The sequence below is a fragment of the Sphingomonas arantia genome, from assembly GCF_042682045.1.
Taxonomy (GTDB): domain Bacteria; phylum Pseudomonadota; class Alphaproteobacteria; order Sphingomonadales; family Sphingomonadaceae; genus Sphingomonas_R; species Sphingomonas_R arantia.
This window is the reverse complement of the sequence record NZ_JBHUGS010000001.1, coordinates 579,950-597,737: the sequence shown is the minus strand read 5'-3', so window position 1 is coordinate 597,737 and position 17,788 is coordinate 579,950. Positions and strand designations below refer to the sequence as shown.

The 17,788-nt window shown below is 65.9% G+C and carries 18 protein-coding genes; 4 read left to right on the top strand and 14 right to left on the bottom strand.

What is annotated here, in order from left to right; translation table 11 throughout:
- Positions 1 to 285: 285 nt before the first annotated feature.
- The 5 genes from ACFSGX_RS02905 to ACFSGX_RS02885 all read right to left on the bottom strand — a co-directional run bounded on the left by ACFSGX_RS02905 (position 286) and on the right by ACFSGX_RS02885 (position 6,427).
- Positions 286 to 1,455: a patatin-like phospholipase family protein gene (locus ACFSGX_RS02905; RefSeq protein WP_380927336.1), complete on the bottom strand. Its 1,170-nt coding sequence runs from the start codon at positions 1,453 to 1,455 to the stop codon at positions 286 to 288.
- Positions 1,455 to 2,093, bottom strand: coding sequence for a sigma-70 family RNA polymerase sigma factor (locus tag ACFSGX_RS02900; protein WP_380927334.1), 639 nt, complete (start codon positions 2,091 to 2,093; stop codon positions 1,455 to 1,457). The genes ACFSGX_RS02905 and ACFSGX_RS02900 overlap by 1 nt, the downstream gene beginning before the upstream one ends.
- Positions 2,093 to 3,619, bottom strand: coding sequence for a DHA2 family efflux MFS transporter permease subunit (locus ACFSGX_RS02895; RefSeq protein ID WP_380927332.1), 1,527 nt, complete (start codon positions 3,617 to 3,619; stop codon positions 2,093 to 2,095). The genes ACFSGX_RS02900 and ACFSGX_RS02895 overlap by 1 nt, the downstream gene beginning before the upstream one ends.
- 188 nt (positions 3,620 to 3,807) lie before the next feature.
- Positions 3,808 to 4,968 carry an HlyD family efflux transporter periplasmic adaptor subunit gene (locus ACFSGX_RS02890; RefSeq protein WP_380927331.1) on the bottom strand — a complete coding sequence of 387 codons (1,161 nt, stop codon included), beginning with the start codon at positions 4,966 to 4,968 and terminating at the stop codon, positions 3,808 to 3,810.
- A complete protein-coding gene (locus tag ACFSGX_RS02885; protein WP_380927330.1) occupies positions 4,961 to 6,427 on the bottom strand; it encodes an efflux transporter outer membrane subunit in 1,467 nt (488 codons plus the stop codon). The genes ACFSGX_RS02890 and ACFSGX_RS02885 overlap by 8 nt, the downstream gene beginning before the upstream one ends.
- An 86-nt stretch (positions 6,428 to 6,513) precedes the next feature.
- Between ACFSGX_RS02885 and ACFSGX_RS02880 the strand changes: the two genes are divergently transcribed.
- Entirely contained in the window at positions 6,514 to 7,155 is a 642-nt protein-coding gene (locus tag ACFSGX_RS02880) for a TetR/AcrR family transcriptional regulator (protein ID WP_380927328.1), read from the top strand.
- A gap of 298 nt (positions 7,156 to 7,453) precedes the next feature.
- Here ACFSGX_RS02880 and ACFSGX_RS02875 read toward each other — a convergent pair whose 3' ends face one another.
- The 3 genes from ACFSGX_RS02875 to ACFSGX_RS02865 form a co-directional block, all read right to left on the bottom strand.
- On the bottom strand, positions 7,454 to 7,861 hold the full coding sequence (locus tag ACFSGX_RS02875; protein ID WP_380927327.1) for a thiol-disulfide oxidoreductase DCC family protein: 408 nt from the start codon (positions 7,859 to 7,861) through the stop codon (positions 7,454 to 7,456).
- A gap of 212 nt (positions 7,862 to 8,073) precedes the next feature.
- Complete coding sequence (locus ACFSGX_RS02870) at positions 8,074 to 9,282, bottom strand: zinc-dependent alcohol dehydrogenase family protein (protein ID WP_380927325.1); 1,209 nt, start codon at positions 9,280 to 9,282, stop codon at positions 8,074 to 8,076.
- Between the two features lie 328 nt (positions 9,283 to 9,610).
- Positions 9,611 to 10,336 (bottom strand): SDR family oxidoreductase, encoded by a 726-nt coding sequence (locus tag ACFSGX_RS02865; RefSeq protein WP_380927323.1) that lies wholly within the window; start codon positions 10,334 to 10,336, stop codon positions 9,611 to 9,613.
- Between the two features lie 149 nt (positions 10,337 to 10,485).
- Here ACFSGX_RS02865 and ACFSGX_RS02860 point away from each other — a divergent pair, with 149 nt between their 5' ends.
- On the top strand, positions 10,486 to 11,382 hold the full coding sequence (locus ACFSGX_RS02860; RefSeq protein WP_380927321.1) for an AraC family transcriptional regulator: 897 nt from the start codon (positions 10,486 to 10,488) through the stop codon (positions 11,380 to 11,382).
- A gap of 113 nt (positions 11,383 to 11,495) precedes the next feature.
- Here ACFSGX_RS02860 and ACFSGX_RS02855 read toward each other — a convergent pair whose 3' ends face one another.
- The 5 genes from ACFSGX_RS02855 to gmk form a co-directional block, all read right to left on the bottom strand.
- On the bottom strand, positions 11,496 to 12,401 hold the full coding sequence (locus ACFSGX_RS02855; protein WP_380927319.1) for a LysR family transcriptional regulator: 906 nt from the start codon (positions 12,399 to 12,401) through the stop codon (positions 11,496 to 11,498).
- A 333-nt stretch (positions 12,402 to 12,734) separates the two neighbouring features.
- Positions 12,735 to 12,866: an NADPH-dependent FMN reductase family protein gene (locus tag ACFSGX_RS02850; RefSeq protein WP_380928214.1), complete on the bottom strand. Its 132-nt coding sequence runs from the start codon at positions 12,864 to 12,866 to the stop codon at positions 12,735 to 12,737.
- Positions 12,830 to 13,369, bottom strand: coding sequence for a hypothetical protein (locus tag ACFSGX_RS02845; protein WP_380928258.1), 540 nt, complete (start codon positions 13,367 to 13,369; stop codon positions 12,830 to 12,832). Before ACFSGX_RS02845 ends, ACFSGX_RS02850 begins: the two co-directional genes overlap by 37 nt.
- Positions 13,335 to 13,712, bottom strand: coding sequence for a hypothetical protein (locus ACFSGX_RS02840; RefSeq protein WP_380927318.1), 378 nt, complete (start codon positions 13,710 to 13,712; stop codon positions 13,335 to 13,337). The genes ACFSGX_RS02845 and ACFSGX_RS02840 overlap by 35 nt, the downstream gene beginning before the upstream one ends.
- A gap of 579 nt (positions 13,713 to 14,291) precedes the next feature.
- On the bottom strand, positions 14,292 to 14,975 hold the full coding sequence (gene gmk / locus ACFSGX_RS02835) for a guanylate kinase (RefSeq protein ID WP_380927316.1): 684 nt from the start codon (positions 14,973 to 14,975) through the stop codon (positions 14,292 to 14,294).
- 107 nt (positions 14,976 to 15,082) lie between these two features.
- Between gmk and ACFSGX_RS02830 the strand changes: the two genes are divergently transcribed.
- Positions 15,083 to 15,658, top strand: a complete 576-nt coding sequence (locus ACFSGX_RS02830) for a DUF2585 domain-containing protein (protein WP_380927315.1) — start codon at positions 15,083 to 15,085, stop codon at positions 15,656 to 15,658.
- A 72-nt stretch (positions 15,659 to 15,730) separates the two neighbouring features.
- Here ACFSGX_RS02830 and ACFSGX_RS02825 read toward each other — a convergent pair whose 3' ends face one another.
- Positions 15,731 to 15,937, bottom strand: coding sequence for a hypothetical protein (locus ACFSGX_RS02825; RefSeq protein WP_380927313.1), 207 nt, complete (start codon positions 15,935 to 15,937; stop codon positions 15,731 to 15,733).
- 106 nt (positions 15,938 to 16,043) lie between these two features.
- Here ACFSGX_RS02825 and ACFSGX_RS02820 point away from each other — a divergent pair, with 106 nt between their 5' ends.
- Positions 16,044 to 17,777 (top strand): gamma-glutamyltransferase family protein, encoded by a 1,734-nt coding sequence (locus ACFSGX_RS02820; protein WP_380927311.1) that lies wholly within the window; start codon positions 16,044 to 16,046, stop codon positions 17,775 to 17,777.
- Positions 17,778 to 17,788 lie beyond the last annotated feature (11 nt).

The window sequence follows — 17,788 nt, the reverse complement described above, 5'->3', positions numbered from 1 at the left end:
AACCCCGGTTCTTGCCCAGACCCAGCCTCAAACCGACCCGTTCCCGCTCGACAGATTCACCGACCGCGTCCATTCCAGCTGATTTTCGCCAAGCCAGTAATGTCATTGTCCTAAATCAAGCAGAATATGCAGGTGACACCATCGCCATCGGAAAGCCCGATTATTGCGGCCGTGGCAGGATATGCAGCCTTTTTATTGGGAAATGCTTCATGGTCATTGACCTGATCGCCGCGCGACAACCATGGTCTCAGCCCGCCTATAAGTGAAGACCGTAGCAAAATGCTATCACGGCGTCAGACATGAATGGGGGATCGTGGCCGCTTGCTCGCCAAATCTGTAGAGCTGGCGCATTCGAACGGTATCGAATACCGGCTTTTCGTCACTCGGCAGGTCATCTTCGATCGAGCATATTGATAAGTGCGCTTTCGCGCCGCGAGCAAAATCGCGCAGTTCATCGATAGCGTTTCTGTCGATTTCGCCAAGCAAGGTTGCGAGCGCACCACCCGCCACACTCAGGATGCGTTTTCTCACGACCTTGAACGTCGGGTTCAACCGACCATTGTAGAGCACGTAGATTCTCGTATCCGGCGCCAGAACGACGCTGGCATTCTCGCTCAGAATTGTCCTGGGCACGGCGAAAAACCCGCCGACCGCCCCACCGTCGACATGCATTTCGCTGAAATGTCGGCCCCCTGCGGTGGCATCGATCAGCACGGGCGAGAATGCACCCGGAATGCTCGACGAAGCGAGCAGGACGCGGGCGAACAGGCGCGCACGATCCGGCGATGGATCGGTTGCGATTGCTCCCATGTCCCAGACGACCCCGCGTTGCGCGTCGAGATTGGTCGTCACGACGAACAGGCGGCGGCCGCGTCGATGTTCGGCGGCAATGCGGTCGAGGAAGGCGGGAGTTATGTAGCGCGCGATCAGCGTCTGTAACGGCGTCGTGTCGACAACGCCGGCCTGCCCGAGTGCGCCCAATATGCCGCGCTTGCGGAATATGTCGGCCTGCGAAACATGGGTATAGATTTGCGTCAAGGTTGCGTCTTCGCTGCTGCCGAGGAACGCGAAGGGGGCGATCAGCGCGCCTGTGCTGACACCGGTCACGACATCGAACTGCGGCCGGTCGCCGCGTCGGGTCCAGGCGTTGAGCAGGCCCGCGGAAAACGCGCCTTTGTCCGATCCGCCGGACAAGGCAAGTATGGTCGATGGCGGCGGCAGGCCGACGCGCCGGCGCTGGGCGACGAGTTCATCGCGGACCTGATCGTATCTGACGGTGTCACCGCGCGCCCACATTCGGACAGGATGGCCCGCCATCGGGCTGGCGGCCGAGGCGTCGGCGAGCGTGTACGGCGTCCGCGGCGCGACGGTTGCGCAACCGGCGATGCAGAGCCCGAGGCAAAGCGCCGCGATCCGCCCGGCACACGCGCGGCCCAGCCGCTTCACACGGGTCATCAACCGATCCACAATGGCCGGCCGGTCAGTTTGGCGACGGTCCAGAGGCCGCGGACCGGGGCGCGGGCGCGGGCGGCGGATGACGATCCGGTCTCAACCGGTCGCGACCGGACGGCGGCTTCGGTCCTGCCCGCCTCGATCAGCAGAAGAAGCGCGGCGCGGGCCCGGTGGACCCGGCTCTTCAGTGCCGCGTGCGGAACCTTCAGCCGGTCCGCGGCGGACTCGTAGTCGAGCCCTTCGAGCGCCACGGCCGACAGCGCGGCACGTTGATCCGCCGGCAGGTCATCCATCGCGCGCAGCACCTCCTGCAATTCGACATGGATGTGCTGACCGGCGGCGACCGCACCAAGGTCCTCCGTCTCGCGTGCGTCCAGTTCGACGACGCGGCTGGACCGACGGAGCGCGTTCAGATGGGCATTGCGCAGGATGGTGTATGTCCACGCGCGCAGACTGGTCCCCGGTTGGAAGCTGAGCCGGGCCGACCAGGCGCGTGTCATGGTGTCCTGCAACAGGTCTTCCACCTGCGTTGCGTCGCGCGTCAATCGATATGCCCGCTGGCGCAAGGGTCCGGCCAGTTGCAGCAGGTCGGCCCCGAACGCGACGCTGGCCGGATCGAGCGATACGATGGCGCGGGGCATCAGTGCGCCGCTCCGGCTTCGATGACGCGGGTCGGACGCGGCGACAGCCAGATGATCAGCGCGGCGCCGCCGAACACGATCGCCGACAGCAGGAAGACGTGGTTGATCGCCAGCACGTAGCTTTCCGGCATCACCGTCTGTTCGATCAGGCCGCGGACCTGGCCGAGCGAGAAGCCCCTCGCCTGCAACGCAGTGCTCGTCGCGTCGCTGTGGAGCCTCGAGACGATCTCGCTGCGGGCGACCGCCGCATTGTTGTAGTAGAGCGTCGTCGAGACTGACGTCCCGATCGCGCCCGCCATCGTGCGCATGAAGCTCATGACGCCGGCGGCGGACGCGGTCTCCTCTGGGTCGACGGCCCCCAGCGCGATCGTGGTCAGCGGGATGAAGAAGAATGGTACGCCGATCCCCTGCAGCATCTGCGGCACGGCGAGCGTCCAGAAATCGGACCCGCTGGTCCAGTGGACGCGGAGGAGCGTGGTGGCGCCCATCCAGAGAATGCCGAAGAACACCAGGCCGCGCGGATCGACCTTTTCCAGCAGCTTGGCGACGATCGGCGACATGATGACCGCGCCGACCCCGGTGAACGCGGTGACATAGCCGGCATAGGTTGCGGTATAGCCCATGCTCGATTGCAGCCACTGCGGGATCAGCACGGCGGAGGCGAAGAAGGCGGCGAATGCGAACGACAGGCTTAGCACCGCAACGGTGAACCCGCGGTGGCGGAACACGCGGAGATCGACGATCGGTTGCCGATCGGTCAGTTCCCAGGCGGCGAACACCGCAAGCCCGATCGCCGCGACGATGGCGAGCGTTACGATGAAACCGTCCTGAAACCAGTCATGTTCGCGGCCGAGATCGAGCATGATCTGCAACGCCGCGATCCAGATCACGAGCAGCGCGAGGCCGACGGTGTCGATCGTCATGCGTTCTGTCCGGGTTTCGGCCGGGGTGAGCAGTTTGAACGCGCCGAACGCACACAGCGCGGCGACCGGGATATTGATGAAGAAGATCCAGTTCCACGACAGGTTGTCGCTGATCGTGCCGCCCAGGATCGGCCCGAGGATCGGTGCCACGACGGTCGTCATCGCCCACATGCCCATCGCCTGGCCCTGTTGTTCCTTGGGAAAGATGCGGAGCAGCAGCGTCTGGCTGAGCGGCATCAACGGGCCACCGCAAAAACCCTGGCCGATGCGGCAGACCACCAGCATCGTCAGGCTGCTCGACAGGCCGCACAGGACGGAGAAGACGCCGAAACCGATCATGCCGAGCACGAAGGTGCGGACCGCGCCGAAACGCGCGGAGAGCCAACCGGTCAGCGGCACGCAGATCGCCTCCGCCACCGCGTAGGAAGTGATGACCCACGTCCCCTGCGACGAGGAGATGCCGAGCGATCCGGAGATATGCGCGACCGACACGTTGGCGATCGTCGTGTCGAGCACAACCATGAAGTTGGTGAGCGCGAGCACCGCGCCGGCGAGCAGCAGCGTGACGCCGGTCAGCGGTTCGAATTCGTCGGTGGTGGTCATCGCGGCGATACTCCTGCGCGCGTCCTCGACGCCGTTTGGGGAAAGCGGGTGAGAACCGCCGTTCGGCGGCCCTCACCCACCCCCTCGTCACCTGCCCCGGATCCGGCCCTGGGGGATGGCCGGACCCTGACGTTCGGGGGAGACGGCAGGCGACAAGCTCGTTCGTGACGGATGCGGTTAGCGGTCCGTCATTGCTGCGACGTGTCGATCTTCGCGGTCATCGACAGGCCGACGCGCAGCGGGTGCGCGGCCAGCTCCTTCGGATCGAGCGCCACCCGGACGGGGAGCCGCTGGACGACCTTGATCCAGTTACCGGTCGCGTTCTGCGCCGGGATCAGCGCGAAGGCCGCTCCGGTGCCACCCGAGAAACCGGCCACGCGACCATGATAGGCGATGTCGTCGCCGTAGAGGTCCGCGGACAATGTCACGCGCTGGCCCGGCTTGACCTTCGTCAGCTGGCCTTCCTTGAAATTGGCATCGACGTAGAGCTGGGTCAGCGGCACGATCTGCATAACGGTGCCGCCGGGGGCGACGCGCTGCCCCACCTGGATCGCGCGATTGGTGACGACCCCGTCGATCGGCGCGCGGATGACGGTGCGGTCGAGATCGAGTTCGGCTTGGCGCACCTTGGCCTCCGCGGCGAGGACGTCGGGGCTGGTGCCGACGTTCGTCCCCTCAATCAGCGCCTGGTTCGCGGCGAGATTGCCCGCGGCGGCGCCGCGCTGCGACCCGGCCTGCGCGACCGCGGCGCGCGCCTGTTCGACCGTGGCCTGCGCCGCGGCCAGCGCGTTGGTCGCACTGGTCAGTTCGTCGCCCGAAACGGCGCCGTTCGCCACGAGTTTCTGGCGGCGCGAATAGTCGACCTGCGCCTTGGACAGGGCCGCCTGGGCGGAGGCGAGCTGGGCCCGGGCACTGACGATGTCGGCTGCGCGCGCGCGCAGCTGCGCCGACAAGGCGCCACTGGTCGCGGCCGTCTGACCGAACTGGCGGCGGGCCTTGGCCAGATCCGCCTCGGCGGTCGCCAGCGTGATCCGCGCATCGCGGTCGTCCAGCCGGACGAGCACGTCGCCGCTCCGGACGGTCTGCGTATCGGATGCCAGCACCGCGACCGTCTGGCCGGGCACCATGGGTGTGACCTGCGCGGTGTCGGCACCGACATAGGCATTGTCGGTTTCGACGAAGTGGCTGCCGACCACGGCGTACCAGCCGCCATAGGCCGCACCGCCGAGCAGCACGGCCGCGCCGATGCCGGTGAGCAGGGTCTTGCGTTTCGACGATGCGGCGGGGTCGGGCATGGCTTCGGTCTCGGTCCTGGGGGCGGTGATCGGGGTGGCGTCTGCGTCAGCCATGGTTCGGGTCCTTGCTGATCGCTGCGGCAGCCGCAGCGGGATCGGAGAAGCCGCCGCCGAGCGCGCGGACGAGCGCGACGTCGAGCGTGAAGGCGCGGGCCTGGAGGTCGGACACCGTCCGGCGCGTCTGGAGCGCGCGGTCCTGCGCGGTCAGGACGTCGGTAAAGCGCGAGAGGCCGCCTTCGTAACGTTCGCGCGCGACGCCGTACGCGGCCTGCGCGTAGGCGAGCGCCTGTTGCGATTGCGCCAAGCGGGTGCCGAGCGCGCGCTGGCTGACGACGGCGTCCGCGACGGCGTGGTAGGCGTCGGTGACGGTGCGATCATAGGTCGCGACCGCTTCGTCGTAGTTGGCGCGCGCACCGCGATACTTGCCCTGGAGTTCGCCGCCGCGGAAGAGCGGCAGGCTGATCGCCGGGCCTGCGCTGCCGAACGACGATCCGCCCTTGAACAGGTTGCCGAGGCCGAGCGACTGGAAACCGAAGATCGCCGACAGGTTGACCGCCGGGTAGAAATCGGCGCGCGCCACCTTGATCCGGCTCGCCTCCGCCTCGACCCGCGTGCGCGCGGCGATGACGTCCGGCCGGCGGGCGATCAACGCGGTCGTGACGTTCGCAGGCAGGCCGTGCGCGATAATCGTGGTGGCTGGCGCCGTAATCGTCAGCCCGCGATCGGGCCCCTTGCCGAGCAGTGCCGCGATCCGGTTACGGGTCAGCGCGATCTGTTCGTCGGTGGTGGCCAGATCGGCGTTGGCGGTCGGGACCGCGGACTGCGCCTGTTTCAGCTCCGCCTGGGTATCGAGGCCGGCGGCGACGCGGTCGGAAGTCAGCTGTCGGGTCTGCTGGCGGATGTCGAGCGCGCTGACCTGCACTGCGCGCTGCGCGAACAGCTGCGCCAGGTCGGCATAGGCGTCCGCGATGTTGGTCGACAGCGTCAGCGTCGACTGGGCGAGATCGAGCCGGGCGGCCTCCGCATCGGAGCGTGCCGCGGCGTAGGACGCCTTGTTCTTGCCCCACAGATCGAGATCGAAGCCCAGATCGGCCTCGACCCGCCCGCTGTCGTTCCAGCCCTTCGGCACGAACTCGGCGGGGATGCCGTTGTTGTAGCTCTGCTTCGCGATGCCCGTGCTGCCCGAGACGTCGAGCGTCGGCAGGCGGGCGGCCCCGGCCTGCTGGGCATAGGCCTCCGCCTGTCGGACGCGCGCGGTCGCGACGGCGAGATCCGGGCTGCCGGCCAGCGCCTCGGCGATCAGCGCGTCGAGTTGCCGGTCGCCATAGGCCTCCCACCAGGCGGTGTCGGGCCATGCGGCTTGTGCGTCGCCCGCCAGACTCCGGCTGGCGGCATAGGCCGACGGTGGCGCAACAACGGGCGCCGGGCCAAGCCGGGGCACCGAGGCGCAGGCGGATAGGACCATGAGCGCCGGAAGGATGCGGACAGCGTGGGGCAGGATCATGCGGGTCATGTGCAAAGCCGTACTAGTGGGTACAGTTTCTAATTGGAGATGCACCGGAGCCTTGTCAACGAGAAAATGTACCTTAGAGTACAGCTATGGAAAAAACAGCAAGCGAGCGCCCGGTCGGCAGGCGAGAGTCGAACAAACAGGACCGGCGACAGGCGATCATCGAGGCGGCCCGCCGGGCGTTCCTGGACGACGGCTATGCGGCGACGTCGATGTCCGGCCTGCTCAAGACGCTGGGTGGGTCGAAGGCGACGCTGTGGAGCTATTTTCGGTCGAAGGAGGAGCTTTTCGCGGCCGTCATCGAGGACCTGACGTCGGCGTTCAGTGCGGAGTTGGAGGGTGGGCTGCAGAAACCGGCCGACCTGGAACGGACACTTTCGGTGTTCTGCGCGTGTTTCATGGAAACGACGGCGCTGCCCGATACTGTCGCGGCATGGCGGCTGATCGTCGGGGAGAGCGGGCGTTTTCCGGAACTCGGTCGGATCTTCTACGAACAGGCCGCGATGCGGATCGAGACCGCGCTGGCCAACTATCTGCGCGATCAGGTTGCTGCCGGCCGGTTGCGCGACGAGAATACGGTCCGGATGGCGCAGACCCTGATCGGCTTCTGCGCCAACCGGCAGAACAAGCGGCTTTGGGGCGTGGAACCGACTGACGAGGATGGTGTCGACGCCGATGCCGTGCGGTTCACGCGCTATTTCCTGCGCCTGTTCGAAACCGATCGCAGCTAGGTAGCCAGTGCGATCCCCGTCATGGTTGCGCACAAGCCGCTGCGCCACGTGTCCGTTTTCTTCGCGATAGTCGCTGGCAGCGGTGCCGCAGCAATGTCGGCGCGATCGAGCGCGACCGGCTCGACGCGTACCCGCCCCTGCCAAGCCGCGCAGAAAGCCTCCACGCCGCGGAGGTCACGACCAACAATGACGAGATCGAGATCGACTGGATCGGAAAGCTACGCTGCAAGGGACCCACCAAATACGCCATAGCCCCCCTAGAATCAGGATTTTCCTCGGCGCGGCCACGCCGGCCAGATCACAGCAACCTGTCTCGATGCTCGGCAGAGGGAACCCAGAACGTATCCCGCTTACCGAACAGGCGATAACGGTTTCGCGCGACCCACCGATAAATAGGATCGCGAACAAGGGCTGGCACGACCCTCAACACGCCGACAAGCTGCCACGGAAAGCCGAGCCCCTCGTAAATGGCAAGCACGGCGTCACTATCCTGACGAATCTCGCTCCCGTCGATCAGGAGGATACTGAGCGGCTGGTGCGGGTCCATCCCGTTCTGCCGGTACAGGTCTGCGCCGATCTCACCCTGCATCGAAGCAAGGCGGAAGCGCCCAACTTTGTCATGACGCAGCACAAACTGCGCGTTGACAGAACAGAGCACGCACTCAGCGTCGAAAAGGATGATTGGTCCAACTGGCGTCATGTGCATCGTCGCTTTCCACCTTCTTCGAGCTGGTCTTGCCAGTCTGTCCGGTCCGAACGGTTGACTCATGAGGGTGTCTGCAAGCCGGTCGTTGAAAGGCTAACAAGTCTTCGCACGTCGGCTCCGACCCAATGCCGGACGTTCAGATTGACTTCCGTGCTTCCTCGGACGTTCATTCATCCTTCCGAACGAACATTTTATCATCTGATCAATCGTGTTCAGGACGCAATGACGCGCGGCGTGTCAACGTCGAACCGGATGATCTGGCGCACCGCACGGCCGGCTTGTAGCGCATCGAAACCGGCGTTGATCTCGTCCAGCCGCAGATAGCCGCTGACTAGCTTGTCCACCGGCAGGCGCCCAGCGCGGTACAGAGCAACGTAGCGCGGGATATCGCGGGTCGGCACGCAGGTGCCGATGTAGCTGCCCTTCAAGGTGCGCTCGTCCGCTACCAATGCCATCACGTTGACGGCCAGCTTCGCATTGTGCGGCGGCAATCCGGCAGTGACGGTGGTTCCACCACGGCGCGTCATCGCCACGGCGCTTTCCAGCGCGCGGACCGAGCCGGCCATTTCCAGCACCACGTCGCACCCGCCACCCGTCAGCGCCCGCACTGTGTCGACGGCATCCGGGCCGGCCTTGACCACCGCGGTCGCACCGAGTTCGCTCGCCAACGCCAGTTTGTCGTCGGCCAGATCCACCGCAATCACGTGCGCTGCGCCGGCCGCGATTGCGCCCAGCACTGACGCGAGGCCGACCCCGCCCAGCCCGATCACCGCGACGGTCTGCCCCGCCCTTACATCGGCGGTATTGACGACGGCGCCGACCCCGGTGAGCACGGCGCAACCGAACAACGCTGCTTCGTGCAACGGCAATTCCTTGTCCACTTTGACCAGTGAACGCCGCGAGACGACGGCATGGCTCGCGAAGGCGGAAACGCCGAGATGGTGATGGACAGCACCGCCCTCGCCATGCAGCCGCACGCCATCACCGAGCAGCGTTCCCGCGCCATTCGCCGCCGCACCCGGCGCGCATAAAGCCGGACGTCCTTCGGCGCAGGGCAGGCAATGCCCGCAGCTCGGCATGAACACCATCACGACATGATCGCCGATCGTAAGATCATTCACGTCCTCGCACAGCTCCTCGACGATGCCGGCAGCTTCGTGACCGAGCGCCATTGGCAGTGGGCGCGGACGGTCGCCGTTGATCACCGAAAGATCGGAATGGCACAGCCCCGCCGCGGCGATGCGGACAAGCACTTCGCCCTTGCCCGGCGGATCGAGATCGAGCGTTTCGATATGGAGCGGCTTGCTATCCGCATATGGCGGAGCGGCGCCACGAGCACGCAGGACGGCAGCTTGGATTTTCATGCTACACTCCTTCCCGTTTGCGGGATCATCGGCAAGCGGAAAGGCTGAGAGAACCACCCGACGTTCGAGTATCCCATCGTGATTTTTCTCGCGCCGGGTGCCTGCTCGCGCGGCAGCAGCCCATGGATGATGACGGCAGATTTGGAGGCGGCGGCGTGGGAAACGCTGTGGCTGGCGACGATCCGCGCCACGTCGCGGCGCACGACGCAGAGCGATAGGCTAGGCCTCCCCGACTTCAGTCGTATCCGACCTAATAGCAGACATTCACGAGCTCGTTTACGCTTCTCCAAAACGGATGGTCGTTCACCCGGCGCGCTTCATGCCCTCATCTTAACAGCGACCGGGCGGTCGGTAAGTCCGCCCGGACTGCACTCCGCGCCGCCCCCTACATGCCGGCTGCAGTCGGGCGGACGATGACTTCGTTGATGTCGACACCCTCGGGCTGCTCCAGCGCGTAACGGATTGCCCGCGCAATCGCGTCTGGAGTCAGCGACTTTTGCCGCCAAGTGGTCAGCGCCGCGGCAACATCGGGGTCGGTTATGTCGTTGCCAAGTTCGGTTGCCACGACCCCGGGCGAAATGATCGTGGTGCGGATGTCATCATGCTCCTGGCGCAGCCCTTCGGTGATGGCCCAGACCGCGTATTTAGTCGCGCAGTAGACGGCTGCGCTCGGCATCACGGTATGCGCGGCGATCGATGCGACATTCACGACATGGCCCGATCCCTGCCCAATGAAACGCGGCAGCACGGCAGCGATCCCATTGAGCACGCCGTGAATGTTGACGTCGATCATCCGCGTCCACTCGTCCTGCTTCAGCAGGGCGAGTGGCGACAACGGCATCACGCCAGCATTGTTGATGAGCACATCGATGCGCCCGAACCGGTCTTCCGCTGCAACGGCAAAGGCCGCAAAGCTTGCCGGGTCGGTCACGTCCAGCGCATGCCACGCCACATTGGCACCAAGTTCTGCCGCAAGCGCTTCAAGGCGGTCGGTCCGGCGCGCGCCGATGAAGAGGCGCGCACCCTTGCCTGCAAGCTCGCGCACGGTCGCCTCGCCAATGCCGCTGGAGGCACCGCTGATCAGCACGGTCTTGTCGATGACGTCGTTCATAGTGATTCCCTTCTGTCGCCCTGAGGCAGAGCGCAGATGGACCCAGACGCAACGCAAGCGTGACAATGATCGCCCGAGATCATTGCACGATCCTCCGAAACGATGTTGCGATCCTTGCGAGGACAGGCCACAGCGAACACAGTGCCAGCATGAGCTCGATCGCAGACCTCGCCGCGCTTGTTGCGCGTCATGTGCCCAAGACCGGCATGGCACGCACGCGCGTTGAACGACTCTCGCTTTTCCGGGCTGATGAACCGACCGTGCCCTTGCCGGCCGTCTACGACGCCTCGGTTTGCATTATCGCCCAGGGCGCCAAGCGAGTGTCGTTGGGGGAGCAGAGCCTGGTCTACGATGCCGCGCATTATCTGCTGGTCTCGATCGACCTGCCGCTCGTCGGGCATGTCATCGTGGCGGATCGCACTGCCCCTTACCTTTGCTGCAAGATCGACATCGACCAGGCGGTGCTGGCAAACCTCATCCTGGCGGAGGGCGGTCGGGCACCCAGAGCCGACCTGCCGGCTCTTGCGGTATATCGCAGCGACGACGATCTCATCGATGCCGCATGCCGACTGATGCGCTTGCTGAATCGGCCCGACGACATCCCGGCGCTCGCGCCTTTGATCGAGCGGGAGATCCTGTATCGTCTGCTGACCGGCCCGCACGGCCGCGCGCTCCGCTACATGGCGGTGGCCGACAGCCACCTCAACCAGGTCAGCCGCGCAATCGCCACGATCCGCAAAGGCTTCGACCAGCCGCTTCGGGTTTCGGACGTCGCCACTGCTGCCGGCATGAGCCCGTCGTCGCTGCATGAACATTTCAGGGCCGTGACGAAAATGACGCCGCTGGAATATCAGAAGCAGTTGCGCCTCCAGGAGGCACGGCGCCTTATGTTGTCGGTGGGCATGACCGCGAGCAGCGCGGGCTTCGCCGTCGGCTATGAAAGCCCCTCGCAGTTCAGCCGCGAGTACGCGCGCCTGTTCGGCGCGCCCCCCAGGCGTGACATCGAACAGCTACAGCTTAGCGGAAATCTGCTCACACCATTGTAGACCCTCCTCCCTGACTGAACTTAGAAGCTGCCATCGCCTCACACTTTCGGCATTCCCAGGTTCGGAGACCCGTTGATGCGAGTTTGCTCCGTCGAACAGATGAGCTGCTGTCTTCACCGCAGGCGGGTTGCCAGGAAATCAACGAACACCCGCACGCGCGCCGGCATGCTTGCGCCGCCGACGAACACCGCGTGGATCAGTTCGACGTCACCGGGATTATACGCCTCCAGGATCGGCACGAGCCGTCCGTCCGCCAGTTCCGGCGCAACGCTGAACCGACCGACCCGCGCCACGCCGACGCCAGCCGCCGCCAATTGGCCCAGCGTCTCGCCGTTGTTGGCCTCGATGCTGCCCTTCACGGACAGTTCGAAGTCGTGCCCATCGCGCCGGAACGGCCACACCGGCTCGACCCGGCGGAAATTGAAGTTCAGGCAGTTGAAGCGGTGCAGATCCTCCGGCGTGTCCGGCGTCCCGTGCGCCGCAAGATAGTCGGGCGATGCGACCACGACGCGCCCGGTCTCACCCAATTTGCGGGCGGTCAGCGCGCTGTCTGCAAGCCGCCCGAAGCGGATCGCGACATCCGCTTCCCCGCCCGCCACGTCTGCCACCGCATCGGTTAACGCGAAATCGACGAGGATATGCGGATACAGCGCCGCGAACTCGCCCAGCAGCGGCACGACGCAGAGTCGTCCGTGCGACAGCGCAGCACTGATCCGCAACCGCCCGCGCGGTACGCCGCGATCGGCGATCTCCTGCTCCGCCTCGTCCAGATCGGCCAGGATACGCCGCGCCGCCTGGAGATACACCCGCCCCTCCGCGGTCAGCGACAGCGCACGGGTCGAGCGCAACAGCAGCCGTACGCCGAGCCGCGCCTCGATCCGATCCACCACCCGGCTCACCGCCGACGGGCTCATCTCCAGCACCCGGCCCGCCGCGGAAAAGCTGCCATGTTCCACCACCGCCGCGAACAGCGACAGCGCCCGTGCGCGATCCGCCCCACCACTCAGCTTTGCGTCCATGACATAGATCCTACGCGCATCGCCCGACTATTCGGTTCGCAGGCGACCCAGAAGCCAAAATTCAGCTTGATATGGCCTTCCATCATAAACGAACGTTCGTTCAGCTTTTGGCAAAGGGGCGCTCGGGCGGTTATCGCGGGCGGACATTGGGCGCGAAGACGAGACTGCATTCCACAAAGTCACTCGTATGGGTCGTGACGGCTGTAAGAGAGGGACCCTCCTGCTAAATTATCCTTGCTGATATCTCGGCTACTTGAGGCAGCGCCGCGCCCGAACCGGACAGGCCAGCCACGGCTCGGTTTCCGTGACTGGCTGGGGTGTCTCAAGCTATAATCAGGCAGCAGTGGTGAGTGCCCTGATCCTCTCAACGGCGCTCGCCATCGCGGCTTGATCCTGCTCCGGTCCGTAGGCAACGCCTTCCGCGCGGATCACCTTGACATCCTCGACGCCAAGGAAACCGAAGATCGCCTGCAGGTAGGTCGAGAGGTGATCGTAGGCAGCAAAAGGGCCTTGCGAATACCGTCGAGAAACTGAAGCTGGATAAATCTCGCCTGGCCTTCGTAAATCGCATGCAGCCCAACCGGCGGAACGCGTAATGGCGATCCGTGATAAAAGCCTTCGTGACGTGACCTCGTCAGACGTCGAAAATCGTCTTCCCATGCCTTGCCGTCCGGAATGAACGAAAATTCCGGATCGATTTCATGGGCGATCATGCCAAGTAGCTGCCCCACAGCGATGTTGTAGCAATGGCCGACGCACTCGAAATGCTGCTGATCGAACAGCCGTCTGGCCGTGATCTGCGGCGCCATCGCGTATTGCTTGTAATATTCAACGTCCAAGGCGTTGTTGATCGCGACGTTCGCGTCGGCCAGCATCGGTTGCGCTGACGGTCCCCGCGCTATCAGCGTTTCGTCCGCCCACCGCTTCAACGGCTTAATCGGGCCGAATGTCTTCAGTGCATCGCGCAAGAATGCCAGGCTGGAATGCGATTGGGCAAGGTAGCTCAGGCTGCATCAGCCCGGACGTCGAGCCCACATGCTGCCACCAGTGAACGGTCTCATGCAGGTAGGTCGAATAGGCCTGCAATGCGTCAGGCGATATCGTCCCCAAGTCGTACACGCCGTTCTCAATGCCATCGATCAGTTCGTGATTGCGAGGGCTGAGACTTAGGACGAAACGCATGGTCTCGTACTTGCCGTGGACGTTCAACGCGGCATGGAACGCGGGTTCGAGATACATGACGTCACGCGACGGGTCGATCAGCGACGGGTCAAGACGCGATTCCAGACCTTCTCCCGTCCCCCGCTTCATATCGATTCCTCAGCCGCTGTTGCCCCGAAAACCGCTGACGCAGATTTGACGCCAGCCTCGCGGCGTTAAGCACGTATCAGGTGTCGTCAGTGGCGGCCACCAAAGCATCATAATCGTGGTAGGCTCGCTCTGGCCGACAGGCAGAGTGCACGCATAACACTCGAACATGGCACGCACAGGCGACGCCGAACGAGCCAGCCGATCTAGATTGATACCTTGCTCGCCTGCCGCAGCGCGCAAACATAGACCTCGTCCCGCGTTTGCGCGGCGCGCATCCTATAATTGAGCATCGCCTGCAGGCTGAGGCGTAGTTCGAGGGCCGTACGGCAGATCCTCGCCATCCATCAACATGGTCTGGATGTGCTTGACGTGCACGATCCCTCGTAGCTGCCGCTGCACCTCCGACTGAACGAACGGCCGGTCATGTCGAATTGGCGCCCGAAAGCGGCGGTTCCGCTTTCCACCAGGAAGCGGCAGCATGCGCTTCTGCCCCGCCATCTGAACGAACGGCCGTTTACAACAATCGCTGCCCGATAGCGGACAGGCCGCTTTCTACCAAACCCGGACACCCGCCAAACCCTACCCCCCGCCCATCAAACCACGCGCAAAGCCGATCAGCCCCGTCTGACGGCTGCGCTTCAGCCGTTCGGCGCGCAGGATCAGACGGACCTGGGCGAAGCAGCGCTCCACGTCGTCGTTGATCAGGACATAGTCGTACCCGTCCCAATGGCTGATCTCGCTCGCCGCGCGCGCCATGCGGCCGGCGACGACCTCCGCGCTGTCGGTTCCGCGCGCGGCCAGGCGGCGGTTCAGTTCCTCGACCGACGGCGGCAGGATGAAGACGCGGACCACGTCGCCGCCGGCCTGCTGGAACAGCTGCTGCGCGCCCTGCCAATCGATGTCGAACAACACGTCGCGCCCGCGGTCCAGGATCGTGCTGACCTGCGTCTTGGGCGTGCCGTACCGGTGGTCGAAGACATGCGCCCATTCGTAGAATTCGCCGTCCGCCACCATCCGCTTAAATTCGGCGGTATCGACGAAGTGATAATCGCGCCCCTCGACCTCGCCCGGGCGCATCGGCCGGGTCGTGGCCGACACCGACATCGCGATCGATTCGTCCGCCTCCAGCAGCATCCGCGCGATGGTGGACTTGCCGGCCCCCGACGGCGACGACAGCACGAACAACAGCCCACGGCGCTGATGCTCGATGTCATGCGGACGGCGCCGCTGCGGCAGGGCGGGCGTATCGTTCGGATCGTGCATGGCCCCATCCTTGGCGCGGGCACGCCCCCCCCGTCAATCGGCGATTGCCGGATCGGCCACGACGCGCCGTCTGGCCGCCACGCTCCGCCTCGTGCATCACCACGCGCATGACTGCTTCGCCCGCCCGCCGCCCGACCCTCTACGGCACGCTCGCCAGCGCCGCGATCGTCGCGCTGGCGGCCGCGATCCTGCTCGCCATGGGCCGCCCGCCGATCTGCACCTGCGGCACGGTCGACCTGTGGCACCCCGCGCTCGATGCGGGCAACAGCCAACATATCGCCGACTGGTACACGCCGAGCCACGTTATCCACGGCTTCCTGTTCTACGCGCTCGGCCACGCGCTGCTCCGCCGCTGGCAATTGCCCGCGCGCCTCACCCTGGCGGTCGCGATCGAGGCGGGCTGGGAACTGCTTGAAAACTCGCCCGCGGTCATCGATCGCTACCGCACCGCGACGATGGCGCTCGGCTATACCGGCGACAGCGTGCTGAACTCGGTCGCCGACATCGGCTGGATGGCGGCCGGCTTCGTGCTGGCGGCCCGGTTGCCGGTCGCGATCACCGTCGCGCTCGCGATCGGCTTCGAGCTGCTGACGCTGGTCCTCATCCGCGATAACCTGACGCTCAACATCGTCATGCTCATCGCCCCGATCGATGCGATCCGCACATGGCAGGGCGCACTCTGACCCTAAGAAAAAGGGGACCGCAACGCCCTCGCGCCGCGGTCCCCTTTCCTTGAACCCGAAGGTCCGCCAGCCTCAGTAGCTGCGCGGCCCGCGCGACGCCTTGCGCCGGTCATACGCCTTCTTCGCGACGTACCCGCCACCCAGCAACATGCCGAGCGGACCCATCCGGCGCAGACCGCTGCCGGCGATCATGCCGAGCAGCGCACCCTTGGTGCCGCCGCTGCCGTCGCGCCGATCCATTTCGCGGCCCACCAATGCTCCGATGATCTTCCCGAACATGCTCATTCTCTCCGTATTGCTGGCTTTTAAAGCGTCGAACCCGCGGTTCGGTTCCGGCATGCTGCAACGCGGTGGACCTTTTCGGGCTTCGCACTATCGTTGCGGCATGATCCTGAAAGCCCTGCCCGCCGTCGCCCTCCTGCTGTCCGCCTGCACGGTAAACCTTCCGGCACCGACCCCGGCACCGGTCGCAGCCCCCGCCGCCCCGAACGCCGGCGACACCACCCTCGCCCCCCATGCCATGGTCGCCGCCGCCAACCCGATGGCGGTCGATGCGGGGCTGGAGGTGCTGCGCGCCGGCGGCAGCGCGGTCGACGCGGCGGTCGCGGTGCAGGCGGTGCTCGGCCTCGTCGAACCGCAAAGCTCCGGCCTCGGCGGCGGCGCGTTCATGGTCTATTACGACGCCAAGACCCGCAAAGTGACCGCCTATGACGGCCGCGAAACCGCCCCCGCCGCCGCCACCCCCGCCCTGTTCAGCGAGGCGGACGGCCGCCCCGAACCGTTCCGCTCGGCGTTGCTGTCGGGCCGCTCCACCGGCGTCCCCGGCGCGATCGCGATGCTGGCAATGGCGCAGGCGGACCACGGCAAGCGCCCCTGGCCCTCGCTGTTCGCCCGCGCAGCCCGGCTGGCCACCGACGGCTTCGTCGTCCCCCCGCGCATGGGTGCCGCTATCAACGGCCGCGCACCGCAAGCCGCCGCGCCCGACGCGGTCGCCTATTTCACCAAGCCCGACGGCACGCGCTATGCCGCCGGCGACACGCTCCGCAACCCGTCTTATGCCGCCACGCTCCGCCGGATCGCCGCGGAAGGACCCGCCGGGCTGCTCGACGGCCCGATCGCCGCCGCCATCGTCGCCCGCACGCATGAGGGCGCACGGCCCGGCGCGATGACGCTCGCGGACCTCAAATCCTACCGCCCGCGCCGCACCGAGGCACTCTGCCGCCCCTACCGCGTCCACATCGTCTGCACCGCCGCCACCGAATCGGGCGGCATCGGGTTGCAGGAGGCGCTGGGCATCGTCGCGACGACGGACATCGACCGCCGCACCCCCGCCGATCCGCAGGGCTGGTTCCAGATCGCGCAGGCCAGCCGGCTCGCCTACGCCGACCGCGACTATTTCGTCGGCGATCCCGCCTTCGTCCGCGTGCCGGTCGCCGGCCTGCTCGCACCCGACTATCTGGCGAAACGCGCCGCCTTGATCGGCACCGTCGCCGGCCCCGCGCCCGACCACGGCCAGCCCGCCGCCGCCCCCGCGCCCGGTGTTGACGCCACCGCCGAACCGGGCGGCACAACGCATTTCGTCATCGCCGATGCGGCCGGCAACGTCGTGTCGATGACCACGACGGTCGAAAGCATCTTCGGCTCTGGTCGCATGGTCGGCGGCTTCTTCCTCAACAACCAGCTGACCGATTTCAGCTTCGCACCCTTGAGCCCGGACGGCACCCCCGCCGCCAACGCGGTCGCCGGCGGCAAGCGCCCGCGCTCCTCGATGGCCCCCACCATCATCCTCGACCGGCAACGCGCCTTCGTCGCCGCGGCCGGCTCCCCCGGCGGCCCCGCGATCCAGGCCTATAATCTGAAGGCGATCGTCGGACTGCTCGACTGGAAGCTCCGCGCACAGGCCGCCGCCGCGCTCCCCAACCTCGTCGCCCGCGGCGACCGCTTCTCCGGCGACACCGCGATGTTCGCCCCCGCCACCGTCGCCGGCCTGGCCGCCCGCGGCATCACCCTCCGCCCCGACGACCGCGAGAACAGCGGCGTCCACATCATCCTGCGCCGTGGGGCTGGATACGAAGGTGGTGCGGATCCAAGGCGCGACGGGGTGGCCAAGGGGTTCTGACTTATACTTCT

Bases quoted from the DNA above. Each gene is read 5' to 3' on its own strand.
- ACFSGX_RS02905 (WP_380927336.1), bottom strand. From the start codon at position 1,455: ATGACCCGTGTGAAGCGGCTGGGCCGCGCGTGTGCCGGGCGGATCGCG.
- ACFSGX_RS02900 (WP_380927334.1), bottom strand. From the start codon at position 2,093: ATGCCCCGCGCCATCGTATCGCTCGATCCGGCCAGCGTCGCGTTCGGG.
- ACFSGX_RS02895 (WP_380927332.1), bottom strand. From the start codon at position 3,619: ATGACCACCACCGACGAATTCGAACCGCTGACCGGCGTCACGCTGCTG.
- ACFSGX_RS02890 (WP_380927331.1), bottom strand. From the start codon at position 4,968: ATGGCTGACGCAGACGCCACCCCGATCACCGCCCCCAGGACCGAGACC.
- ACFSGX_RS02885 (WP_380927330.1), bottom strand. From the start codon at position 6,427: ATGACCCGCATGATCCTGCCCCACGCTGTCCGCATCCTTCCGGCGCTC.
- ACFSGX_RS02880 (WP_380927328.1), top strand. From the start codon at position 6,514: ATGGAAAAAACAGCAAGCGAGCGCCCGGTCGGCAGGCGAGAGTCGAAC.
- ACFSGX_RS02875 (WP_380927327.1), bottom strand. From the start codon at position 7,861: ATGCACATGACGCCAGTTGGACCAATCATCCTTTTCGACGCTGAGTGC.
- ACFSGX_RS02865 (WP_380927323.1), bottom strand. From the start codon at position 10,336: ATGAACGACGTCATCGACAAGACCGTGCTGATCAGCGGTGCCTCCAGC.
- ACFSGX_RS02860 (WP_380927321.1), top strand. From the start codon at position 10,486: ATGAGCTCGATCGCAGACCTCGCCGCGCTTGTTGCGCGTCATGTGCCC.
- ACFSGX_RS02855 (WP_380927319.1), bottom strand. From the start codon at position 12,401: ATGGACGCAAAGCTGAGTGGTGGGGCGGATCGCGCACGGGCGCTGTCG.
- ACFSGX_RS02840 (WP_380927318.1), bottom strand. From the start codon at position 13,712: ATGAAGCGGGGGACGGGAGAAGGTCTGGAATCGCGTCTTGACCCGTCG.
- gmk (WP_380927316.1), bottom strand. From the start codon at position 14,975: ATGCACGATCCGAACGATACGCCCGCCCTGCCGCAGCGGCGCCGTCCG.
- ACFSGX_RS02830 (WP_380927315.1), top strand. From the start codon at position 15,083: ATGACTGCTTCGCCCGCCCGCCGCCCGACCCTCTACGGCACGCTCGCC.
- ACFSGX_RS02825 (WP_380927313.1), bottom strand. From the start codon at position 15,937: ATGTTCGGGAAGATCATCGGAGCATTGGTGGGCCGCGAAATGGATCGG.
- ACFSGX_RS02820 (WP_380927311.1), top strand. From the start codon at position 16,044: ATGATCCTGAAAGCCCTGCCCGCCGTCGCCCTCCTGCTGTCCGCCTGC.